The sequence below is a fragment of the Acinetobacter tianfuensis genome (assembly GCF_003611465.1).
Lineage (GTDB): Bacteria > Pseudomonadota > Gammaproteobacteria > Pseudomonadales > Moraxellaceae > Acinetobacter > Acinetobacter tianfuensis.
Genome location: NZ_RAXV01000003.1, coordinates 52,934 through 65,592, shown reverse-complemented (window position 1 = coordinate 65,592; position 12,659 = coordinate 52,934). Strand labels below are relative to the sequence as shown.

At 40.0% G+C, this 12,659-nt stretch carries 2 protein-coding genes; both read left to right on the top strand.

Going from position 1 to position 12,659, the window contains the following annotated elements; translation table 11 throughout:
• Window positions 1-28 precede the first annotated feature (28 nt).
• Window positions 29-1,966 carry a hypothetical protein gene (locus D7V32_RS02695; protein WP_228200160.1) on the top strand — a complete coding sequence of 646 codons (1,938 nt, stop codon included), beginning with the start codon at window positions 29-31 and terminating at the stop codon, window positions 1,964-1,966.
• A gap of 77 nt (window positions 1,967-2,043) precedes the next feature.
• Window positions 2,044-12,606, top strand: coding sequence for a PLxRFG domain-containing protein (locus tag D7V32_RS02690; protein ID WP_120401383.1), 10,563 nt, complete (start codon window positions 2,044-2,046; stop codon window positions 12,604-12,606).
• The last annotated feature ends 53 nt before the right edge of the window (window positions 12,607-12,659 follow it).

Below are 12,659 nucleotides of genomic sequence, written 5' to 3'. Positions count from 1 at the left end.
CAATTCAAATAAGTTTTAGGACTTTTTTATGAGCTTTGGCATTAAGAAAGGCAGTCCAGCCAAGGGCGGCAAAATCAAAGGCGCTGGCACTGGCACATCGGATGATGTAAAAAAAACCGTACCATCTGGCAGCTATATTATGCCAGCAGATTCAACTGAAGCGATTGGTGAAAAAAATCTGCAAAATATAGGTGATCCCACGCCAGTTAATCTCAGTAACGGTGAATACCAGCTCACGCCTAACGAAGTGCATCAGGTGGGTGTGCAGGCACTTGATCAGATGAAAAATCAAACGCATGTACCTGTTGATCAACCTCAATTGGGTTTCAAGCCTGGACAAAATAAACCTGAGTTATTTTTTGCCAATGGTGGACTGGTACCAAGTGCCTACCCAAGTGCAGATGATATTCGTCGTGCACAACAAAATAGAATTGGTGGGCCACAAATGCGTGATGTATCTGGTATCACTCGTGATGTGAATAGATCTTTACCAAGCACAACAGTAAATACACCACCAACAACCAGTCCACCATCATCTAGTCCAGCGAATCCAGAACCAACACAAGGAGGTGGTTTTGGAGCAGGCGTAAGAAATTTCGTTAATAACAGTAAACTTGTAAAAGGCACTGGATATTTAGGAGCGGCATCGGCCTTATTTGCAAATGCTGCCACACCAAGTGAAGATTATCGTGAACGTTTTGGTTTAGGTGATCAGTCACCTGAAGATTTAGGTACTGTAAAAGGGTTTGCTAAAGACTTCGGTATCAGAGGATTAGGTTATGCATCAGATTTGGGTAATGCCTTAACATTTGGACAAGCTGGACGCTTTTATGCTGATAAACAACGCATTGCAAGTGAAGCAAAAGCAGCTCAACCTGAATTTAATGCTAAACAGAATAATCCCAATGCTGTTGTAAACAATCCATTTGGTAATAATAAAACACCACCTACTACACAAACACAGCCTGAAGCTCAGACTCCATCAAACTCTGTACAGAACTCTGATCCTTATGCTATTCAACAAAAAGGAAACAGCTTTAGCTATGCTAATCCTGGTGCAGCAGCTCAAGCACGAGCAGATGGTATTAGAGAAGGCGAAGGACTAGGATTCAAAGTAAGACCAGTGAATGACCCTCGTGGGGTAGCAAATTTATTTGCCAATACTCAAGAAATGGGACCGACTGAACAACAGATTCAAAATGCAATCGCTCAACGTGAAATGAATTTAGGCTTGGGTATGCGAGGTTATGGTAATAATCCTGTACAAGCACCTCAACGTAATGAAGCACAGGAAGCAGAACGTCAAGCTGTAATTCGTGCAGCAAGCACACCGATTGCAGGGGCAAGAGGATTAACTGCTAATCAAGTCCGTACTTTGTCTGATTTACAGCAAGGTGAGGATAATCGTGCCAATCAACGTTATACCACCGATGCGAACAACGTTGCTGCTTTACAACGTGAAGCCATGGGGCAAGCTGGACAGAACTATCGTACGGAACTAGGTGAGCAAGGTACTAATAACCGATTTAATGCAAATTTAGGCTTTGATGCACAAAAATTCCAAGCAACCAATGATTTAGCGAATCGAGAATTTAATCTTAATGCCACTGAAAAAGGTTTTGGTATTCGTAACTCAGCACGATTAGAGAAATTGTATGAACAATATGATTCTGCGAAATCGGATGAAGATCGTAAATCCATTCAAGAAAAAATTAATCGTTATGCAGGTAATAAAGCAGATACTGGTAAAGACCGTTATATGACTGTGGGTGGTGGTCAAGTTTATGACAAAGAAAGTGGTTTGATTAATCAGCCACAACAATTGTTTGATACTCAGACTCAGCAGTTCGTAAATACACAAATTAATAATCAAACCAGTAATGGTCCAAAAGTAGGACAGGTTCAGGGTGGTTATAAATTCAAAGGTGGTGATCCGAATAGTCCATCTTCTTGGGAAGCTATTTAAAAAGTTTATCCCCCTCTAAGGTTCGACTAAAAAGTATTTAACCCAGAACATACATGACATGCTAATAGGAGTTTGTCATGTCTGAGCAAAAGAAACCTTGGGAACAAAATTGGAATCAACCAACTGCAAATAATTCTGACTCAACCAATAAAAAGCCTTGGGAACAAAACTGGAGCGAAGAAAAGACAGACCGACCTAAAGATAAAGGTTTTTTAGGGCATTTAAAAGATACTGGCTTATCTGCTTTAAAAGGTGCGGTTGCTGTACCTGAATTGGCTGTTGGTATCATGGATGTCATGTCTGATGGTGCTACCGGTAAAATACTTGAGAATAAAAACGGCACTGTTGGCTTTCGACCTAAAGAAGCTAAACAAGCTCTAGGTGATTTACATACAGATCAATATAAAGCCCAACAACAAGAATTTGCTGATGCTGGTAAAGATGGAAATTGGGTAGATAAAGTCGTTGATAAAACAAAAGTTGCCTTAACAAATCCCTCATTAATTGCTAATACTGTCGTTGAGTCTGTGCCTTCAATGTTAGCTGGTGGCGTTTTAGGTCGTGCTTCTGGTATAGCCAATCCTGTTGTAGCTGGTGCTGTTGGTGAAGGTGCAGTTATGGCAGGTAGCCAAGCTGAACAAATTCGCCAAGAAACTGTAGATGGACGCTTAACAGCAGACCAGTCTTTAGCAGGAGTAGCAACAGGCGCACTTGGTGGCTTGATTGGTTTTGCTGGTGGTCGTCTTGCACAAAAAATGGGTATTGGTGATGTTGATACCATGCTTGTAACAGGGCGTGCTGGTCCAGCTGAAATCGCTGGTGAGATTGCATCAATGCCTGCGAAGTCTTTACCTCGTCGTGTAATTGAAGGTGCAATTTCAGAAGGCTTTTTAGAAGAATTACCTCAATCAGTTTCAGAACAAGTCATACAAAATTTAGCCCTAGATAAGCCTTGGCATGATGGCATTGAGGATGCGGCTGTCATGGGGACTTTGGCTGGTATGGCAATGGGTGGTGCTGCCAATATCTTACCTAGCCATAACACAGGTACAGAATCCCAAGATAACCAACAACAATCAGGCTCACCTAATCTACCATCGGCACCTCCACAATCAGGTTCAAATCCAAATAGCGCAATGACAGGTGAATATATCCCACGTGGAAATGCGCCACAGGGGGATAACCAAGGTCGCACAGCTTTTGTTTATGATCAGCCATCAATGGATGCTGATAATTTATTAAACAATAATGGCTTTGATTATGGCAGTGCAGCAACTGGTAATCCAGTCAGCCCAGATACACCACCAGCACCGAATGGTAATTATTTTGATGGTGATTATGGCAGTGAAGCAGCCTTTGATGATTTGTTGAATTCTGTACCACCAGCCAGCCAAACACCTTCACAGCAAATGGGGATTAATCCCAATGATGGGCCTATGTCATCTGCAGCAGCTTTGGCCGTGGATACTGGTGTATCTTCACAGATGCAGCAAGCGGTTGCAGCAGCGGCACAGAATGAAAATAATAATTCACCTTTAACGACAGCAGCAGGTCTACTTAATGCGCCAAACGAAAATAGCTCAAGCAATGAATCGGGTACCGGATCTTCAAGTAATGGACCTCTTGGAGAAACAAGCAATTCGCAGCTTCGAGAAACATCAAGATCTATTTCCACCGTTGCAAACAGTAACGCAGATGACAGCAAAGACAACAACCTTGAGCGGCCAGGAGATACAGCACTCCTTTCAAACACTATCGGAAATGATGGAAAAGATACGTCAGGAAGAAACGATAGTGTCAATTCAGTTTCAGGAATTGGTGAGCCTTCACAAGCAGCACCAGGGCAGCCAGATCGTAATAACCTCAACACCGTCGGGAATAACTCCGTTTTATCAGGCGAAAATGAAGCAGCAGCGACAAGCAGTTCTACTATCGGAACAACTGCAGGTGATTCACAAAATCGAACTGTAGAGCCTATTCTAGGTGCCGACGGTAAAAATAAATGGTTTGGCAACCAAGAAAAAGCACAAGCGTTCTTAGATAAGAAAAATCTAGGTAATGACTATCAGGTTGTTCAGGACGGTAAGCATTTTGAGATTCAACCTAATGTAGCTCAAGTACAAGATGGAAACCAATCACAACTCGAAGCTTTGGAACAACAATTTGAAGAAGCTAAAACCGTTCCTGAAAAGGCAAGGATTCGTAAAGAAATTAATGCACTTCAGCAAGGCGATAATCAACCAAGTGCAATAGAAAATACTATTTCAGCTTCTGAAAATAATATTTCTATGCCTAAAAATACTATTTTGGATGCTCAAAATAATATTGACAAAACCCAAACTAACAATGTTGCAGATCAACTTGCACAACTCGAACAACAGTTTTTAGATGCCAAATCTGTTCCACAAAAAGCAAAACTTAAAAAACAGATTGATCAGCTTAAGTCTCAGCAAACTGAAATGACTACAACACCATTTAGCTCTGAGCAAATTCAAAAACAATATGGTGATACAGCTGAAAGTGTAATGTCTGATATTGAAATTTTGGGTGATGATTTCACAATTGATTTGCGTGATGACAATAAAAAGACCAATGCATTAAATAATCCTAATTACAACGCTGTGCAGAAAGCCGATGGTTCAGTAGAAATTGTAGGCATGAAACACCCAACTACAGGAGAATGGGTGGGTAAAAAGCCTAATGCTATGAGTATTGATGAAAATGCACATCAGGCTGCAACAAGTTCACAAAACAATACCCCTGAACCAACTCAAGCCCAGATTGAGGCTGGTAACTATAAGAAAGGTCATATAAAAGTTCATGGCTTAGATATATCTATTGAAAATCCAAAAGGTTCAGAACGTCGTGGTACTGATCCCAATGGGAAAGAATGGGCTCATACGATGAGCGATCATTATGGTTATATCAAGCGTACTACTGGTGCTGATCAAGAACATATTGATACCTATGTAGGTAAAAATCCTGAATCTGAAAATGTCTTCATTGTAGATCAGATTGATCAGGGCAGCGGTGGATTTGATGAGCATAAGGTGATGCTTGGTTTTGACAGCCAAGAGGAAGCCATTACTGCATATAAATCCAATTTTGACAAAGGTTGGAAGGTAGGTCCTATCCGTACTATGGATATGGAACAGTTTAAAAACTGGCTTAAAAATGAGGATACCTCAAAACCTGCTAATGAAATAAAGGCTGATTCCCTTATCACTCAAGGTGCGAATGTTAACGCGAAATCCGAACAAGGCTTAAATACTTATACTCAGATTCAATCTGATTCTGGTCTGACCCATATCATCCCAAGCATACTGATGGATCAGGTGCATAAGCTTGGAAGTGTTGTGAATGACATATCGAGCATAAAAACGGAAGGTATAAAAACCAATGTGCTGTACGGTAAACAATTACTGGCTCAGATCGCAAAGCTTAAACCGGATGTGCAGGTGCATATTGTTTCTGACTTAAACAGTATTAAAGATAATACGATTCGCGCCAATTTAAATGCGGGTGGTTTTTTTGTTCCAGAGCAGAATACGGCTTATTTATATCCTCAGTCTAGAGCATGGGAAAGTAGTGCGTTAGAGTTATTGAATCATGAATTGGTTCATGCTGTAACAGAGCAATCTATTTTTGCTGGTCAAGTATCTCAAAGCAACTTAAATAAGCTCAATGAAATAATTGATAATATTAAGGAATATGCTTTTGAGAATTATGCAAGTCTGACCGAACATGTAAATGATCGTTTAGACTACGCAACGACAACGAATCCAACTCATGAAATTCTTGCTGTTGGCATTTCTGAAACTCAAGTACGCCAAGTATTGCAAAACATTTTGGGTGCAGATGGATTACAGCAATTAAATTCTATATTTACCGAAATTTCAACGGAACAGGAAAATCAAAATGAGCAACGCAAGCAAAACGGAAATCCGAGAGAGCATTCGAAAGGAAACACTAAAAATGTATCAGAGCCTACCGATGGAATCACAGAAGAAGTTAGCGGGGGAACTACAAGTACTGAAACAGACAGAAATTTCAAACGAAATACGTCGAATCCGAGCGGAAATTTATCAGGAAATGAAAGTTCACAATATCCCTTTACCTTAAACAAAACCATTCAAGATTTTGGTGAAAAAGTTGGTGGAGCTCGTAAAGATACCGCTGTAAGAACTGGGAAAAAATCCACAGCCAGCAAAGAAAAAGATAACCGTCCGACTTGGGCTAAACGATATGAAATTAGTGAAATAGTTGCTTCTATAAATTCAGAAGAAAAAGGTAAGTGGATAATAAGTGATACCCGTAAAAAGGATTGGAAGGGGCAAAACCGGATTGTCACAAAACAGCAGTTTAATACTAAGGAAGAAGCTGAAGCTGCATTACCGCTAAATGCAGTTGCTCAAAAGCATCGAGTATGGTCTGCTGGCAAAGAAACTTTTGCCATTTATCGTGAAATTAATGATCGTAAACGGGTTAAGGTCGTTGAGCAGGAGTTTAAAACGCGTGAAGAAGCTATGCAATATATGGCAATTCATGCATCTGAAATCTTAGAAACAAATACTACCTTCGGTGAAATTGATCTGCCACGTCCTGAAAATACACAACGTAAAGGGATTGCACGTCGTACAGATGATGCTAAGGATTCAGACTTCACAAAAGTATTCGGATTCCGTGGTGTTGAATTTGGGAACTGGAATAATCAGTCAGAACGCCAAGAGCTATTAAATGATGCCTTTGATGGTCTCATGGACTTGGCTGAGATTTTAAATATCCCACCTGCAGCAATTAGCCTAAATGGGGAACTCGCTTTAGCGTTTGGTGCCAGAGGGCAAGGATTAAGTGGTGCAAAGGCGCACTATGAACCCGAACGTACTGTGATTAACTTGACCAAATTGAATGGCGCAGGTTCATTAGCTCATGAATGGTGGCATGCATTAGATCACTATTTTGGTCGACAAGATGGCAAAGCCCCATCTGAATGGGTAACGAACGCGGATGGCAGTCGATCATTAAAGATTGCAAAACACTTTGAAGATATGAGCGTCACTTCTGGATTCTCTTATAAATCAAATGTTCGTGAAGATGTGCAAGAAGCCTATAAACAATTGGTACAGACAATTTTTAGAAAATCTGAAAACTATATTGAAGATACTGTTAAGGTTGAAAGCTTCGTTAGTTCTGCGAGAAACAACTTAAAAGATCAATTAGATAAGTTACGTGCTGATCTTAATCGTGAGCTTGATCCTAAATATTACAAGCGCTTTAACAAAGCTGCCTCAGCTGAACAGCTGGCTGAGTTTGATACGGTTGCTGAGTTATTGCTTACAGGTACGGCACTTACTACGGAAATACGTCACAACAATAATAAGAATAGTCGAAATATATTTAGTGGTGCACGTTGGTCTAATGATGCCCTAGATAAATTAAGTGTGATTTATAAATCTGTCCGTGGTAGATCAGGGTTTAATGCTGAACAAAAGGGTGTACTAGACCGATTACGTCAATACATGAATACCTATGCCCAACGCCTCAAACTATTGGCAGAAGCTCAAAATGGTACAGAGAAAGCGAAAATGATACCAACGGATTTTGCTATGAACGCAAAAGAGTTAGATCAGGGACGTGGTACAGATTATTGGATTACTACTCCTGAAATGACAGCACGTGCATTCCAAGGGTATGTAGAAGATAAAATTTCTCAAAATAGTGGCTACAGTCCGTTTCTGAATTTTGGCCCTGAGAGTGCTGCGATTTTTACCCCATGGGGTTTTAAGCGACCATTTCCTACTGGTACAGAACGAAAAGCAATCAATGCAAAGTTTTCTGATTTGGTTGATACACTAAAAACAGAAGAAACAGAAACAGGGATTAAACTTTATAGTCGTGACAAATTAAAACCTGATAACGAGCGTAGAGGTGCTTCACCATTAGACACGACCTTTACTCCCTTATCCGTTGTCAGTGCTACTCGTAGAGTCCTTTCTATTCTTCAACATCTCAAAATGTCCGCTACACAAGATGCGTCTTCTAGGGGGCGTATCAATGTCAGTCTTAATAATAGGATCGGGGTCAACAAAGTCGGGAATGTGAATTCCAATGGGTTTAGTGTTCAGGTTATTTCTAGTTTTAGCGATCTTCCGAAAGTCATACAAAATGATGCAACCTACAAAGATGAAAATGGCAAAACCCAAAATTATGATGTAAGCGGTGTTTGGCATGATGGCACGCTCTATGTGGTTGCTGATCAGGTTTATGGGGATAGCAATAAACAGCTTACTACATTTGATGCTTATGAGGAATTATTAACCCATGAAATTGTTGGGCATTTTGGTGTTCAAAAGCTATTTGGAAATGAGTATAAGACCAAGTTGCAACAACTATATAATGCTTTAGGTGAGCTTGAAGGCATCCGCAAAATCGCCAGTAAAAATGGTGTAAATATGGCACAGTTTGAAAGTGCATATATTGAGCCATATACCCAAGGTGCGAAAGAAGGAATTTATGCTGAATCAGATGTACAACAAGCCTTGGTTGGAGAATTATTTGCTTTTGTTGCACAAAATGCTAAGTCACGTCCTTTTGTACGTCAAAAGCTAAAAGAAGTTATTGGCTATATTCGTCAGTGGTTCCGTGATCGTGGCTTTGATAAATTCCTTTCACGTTACAATGATGCCGATTTGATGATGTTTTTGTCAGAAGCTCGTAAGGCTGTAGTTGATCGAAGCTATTTTGGTAAATATAAAAATCAAGAATTTTCATCTAAGAACAATTCTGATACTCCCCTTTATAGCCGTCTCACTAAAAGTAATTCAGGTTCTACAACTCAACAAGTACGAGATGTGTTGATTGATCGTTTTGGTAAAGAGACCATTGATGAGCTTGAACGACAAGGTAAGCTTGAGATTATTCAGGATTATCAGGTTGAAGGTGTTGAGGGCTTCTATTACAACGGTAAAGCGGTACTCGTTGCATCGAATCTGACTGCTGAAAGCACAGTGCCAACATTCTTACATGAGTTGGGTGGTCATGCTGGTTTTCAAAACATGATGAACCAAAAACAATATAATGAATTGATGAATCAATTTAATAAATTGGTTGAGCAGGGTAATCCTGTTGCTTTAGCTGCAAAGATGCTTGCAGAACGTGAACAAGGCTCTGAACGTCAGCAGCTTGAATATTTACCATATTTATTAACCCTTTCATCTACTATGCAACAACGTAATGTGATTCAACGGAATGCACTGCAAAAGTTGATTAACAATATTGTTTCGTATGTAAAAGCATGGGTATTTGATAATTTTGGAATCAATCTTAATTTGAATCCTGATGATATGCTTGCATTATCAGAGCGTATGATTGGGCAAATTAAACATCAATCATCATTGGATTTAATTCGTCAAAAATATCATGGTACAAATCAATGGATGACAGCACCAAACGGTGCAAAGACACATCTTTCAGAACAACAATGGTTACAAGTCCGCACACCAGAATTTAAGAAATGGTTTGGCGATTGGGAGAATGATGCCAAAAATGCCTCTCAAGTATTAGATGAAAATGGGGAGCCTAAGGTTGTTTATCATGGTACAGCATCTGAGTTTAATGAATTTAAACAAGGCCATGGCATATTAGGTGATGGTATTTACTTAACTGATAGTTTTGATACAGCAGATGTATACGCCAATATCCGTGGAGAAAATGGCTTTGTACTTCCATTATTTGTAAACATTCGGAATGCGTTCAAAACTACAGGTAATGTTTCACGTGATGAATTTGTAGAAGCGACAACTTCTGGGAAATATCAAGGAATTGTTCATCAGTTTGAAAATCAAGAATATATTGTTGCGTTAGAGCCTAATCAAGTAAAAATGGCAGAGGGGAATAAAGGCACATTTAATAGTGAAAGTTCAGATATTAGATTTAGCCGTTCAGCAAAAGACATTATTGATAATCTGAGTAAAAACTTAGGTAATATTTCCATTTCATCGGTTAAGGATAAAACAGGTTATAAATTTACTGATTGGTTGGGTATTGGCTTATCAGCCTTAGGTCGTCGACAACTTACTGAAATTTACAGCAAAATTTTACCGCAGTTAAACAAATATAATGAATTGGCTGCTCAAATGGATGCTGATAAGAACGATGCTGGTGCTGAAGCTGATAGTGTCGTGCGTGAATGGGCAAATTTAAACGATGAAGATCAACTTGCAGAGTTAATGCATGATTCGACTTTAGCAAAAATTGACCCTACAAAGCCTTATGTGAAAGGGGACAGTGTTTCCAGATATAAGCAATTACGTGATGATTACAATTCATTATCACCTGAAGCTCAGGCAATGTATTTAAAAGCACGTGATGCTTATAAAAAGCACTATGCAAAAGTACATCAAGCAATTAAAGAGCGCATCTTACGATCAGAACTTTCTAGTCAAAAGAAAGCTGATTTACTTAAACAGATGGATGATAACTTCTTCGGTTATGTCAAAGGAGTATATTTCCCATTGGCTCGTTTTGGTAAATATGTAGTGGTGATGCGTAATCAAAATGGTGAAGTTGAGAGCGTTAGCCGTGCTGAAACCATGGGAGAAGCACAAAGTCTACGATCAGAATTAATGCAAAAATATCCTCATTATAAAACTGATCGAGTCGTGTTGGATAAAGAGTTTAATGCTTCTCGTGATGCCGTTGGCCGTGGATTTATGACTAACCTATTTGCTGAGGTTGATAATCTTGGATTATCCACAGCTGAACAGGCAGAATTTGAAGACACTTTAAGTCAATTATATCTATCATCTATGCCTGATTTATCCTGGGCAAAACATGGTATCCATCGAAAGGGTACTGCTGGATTCAGTCAGGATGCTCGTCGTGCATTTGCTCAGAATATGTTTCATGGCGCAGGTTATCTTGCCAAATTGCGATATGGTGATCAGTTGGCACAGCAGCTTGATGATATGCAGAAATACGCATCTGAACAAAGTAAGCTTAATGATAGTTATGATCAGCCGACAGCTCAACGTGTCATTGATGAAATGAACAAACGTCATGACAATTTAATGAATCCTAAATCACATCCACTTTCAAGTGCCTTAACCAGTTTGGGCTTTATTTATTACCTGGGGCTATCACCAGCAGCAGCTATGGTCAACTTATCGCAGACAGCATTGGTGGCTTATCCATTGATGGGTGCTAAATGGGGCTTCGATAAAGCGGCAGATGAATTACTGAAAGCATCGAATGACTTTAGAAAGGGGGTAGAGTTTCACAAGGTGAAGTGGGAAGGATCAAAAACTGACCTTTACAAAACAATTAGCTCGGATATTTCTAAATTTCTAAATAAAGATGAAAAACAGGCTTATGAAGATGCTGTGGCGCGTGGCGTGATTGATGTCACTCAGGCACATGATTTAGCAGGAATTGCACAGGGTGAAGATAGTGGTGTGATGTGGAAGACACGCCCGATTATGCGTGCAGCGAGTGTCATGTTCCATAGTGCTGAACGATTTAACCGTGAAGTCACTTTTATTGCAGCATATCGTCTAGCACGTCAATCAGGTGAAAAGCATGATTCAGCATTTGATCAAGCCGTAGATGCTACTTACAGAGGGCACTTTGATTACAGTTCCGGAAACCGTCCACGCATCATGCAAGGTAATGTTGCTAAAGTTCTTTTACTGTTTAAACAGTTTGGTCAGAACATGGTTTACACATTGGCTCGTCAGACATATCAGTCAATCAAAGGTGAAACGGAAGCCGAACGAAAAGAAGCTCGTAAATCACTTGCTGCTATTTTGGCAATGCACGCAACTTTTGCTGGTACGCTTGGGTTGCCTATGGTTGGAATGTTGTTGTCAGTTGCATCATGGATGGGTGGGGATGACGATGACCCTTGGGATGCTGAAGTTGCATTACGGAACTATCTTGCTGAAGCATTTGGACCAACGATTTCAAATATGCTAATGAAAGGTGCGCCACGTGGTATTGGTGTGGATATTTCTGGTCGCGTTGGTATTAATAATTTACTGTTACCAGATGTACAAGAAGGGTTAGAAGGGAAAAAGTGGTGGGATTCAGCATCAGCAGCAGTATTAGGTCCTATTGGCGGGATTGGGGCAAATATAGCAAAAGGTGCACAGGAAATTTCAGAAGGGCATAATCTACGTGGAGTGGAGAGTATGTTGCCAGTATTTCTTAAAAACTTTGCCAAAACCTATCGTTATGCTGATGAAGGTGTACAAGACAAAACTGGTGTATCTATCATGGATGAAGTTAGTTCAATGGATTTACTTGTCCAAGGTATGGGGTTCTCACCATCTGATGTTCGTACAGCCAATGAAGGCAAAACAGCAATTTATCAGCTTAACCGAAAGCTCAATGAGCGTCGTAGTCGTCTGATGACATTATGGTCACGAGCGAAAATGATGGATGACCAACAAGAGATGGATGAAATTTGGGACGAAATTCAAGGTTTCAATGACAAAAATCCATCACGTCGTATAACTAGAATGAACCTTAATCAAAGTTATCGTAATCGACAACGTCGTATAGATCGTGCGGAAGATGGCATATATTTGTCACGGAATCGTCAAGATGCACGTGAAGCTGGTTACTTTGCTTTTGGTGAATAATTAGTGATAGAAAAGCCACCTTATGGTGGCTTCTCTAATCTTCTATGTTTTAT

Bases quoted from the DNA above. Each gene is read 5' to 3' on its own strand.
- D7V32_RS02695 (WP_228200160.1), top strand. From the start codon at position 29: ATGAGCTTTGGCATTAAGAAAGGCAGTCCAGCCAAGGGCGGCAAAATC.
- D7V32_RS02690 (WP_120401383.1), top strand. From the start codon at position 2,044: ATGTCTGAGCAAAAGAAACCTTGGGAACAAAATTGGAATCAACCAACT.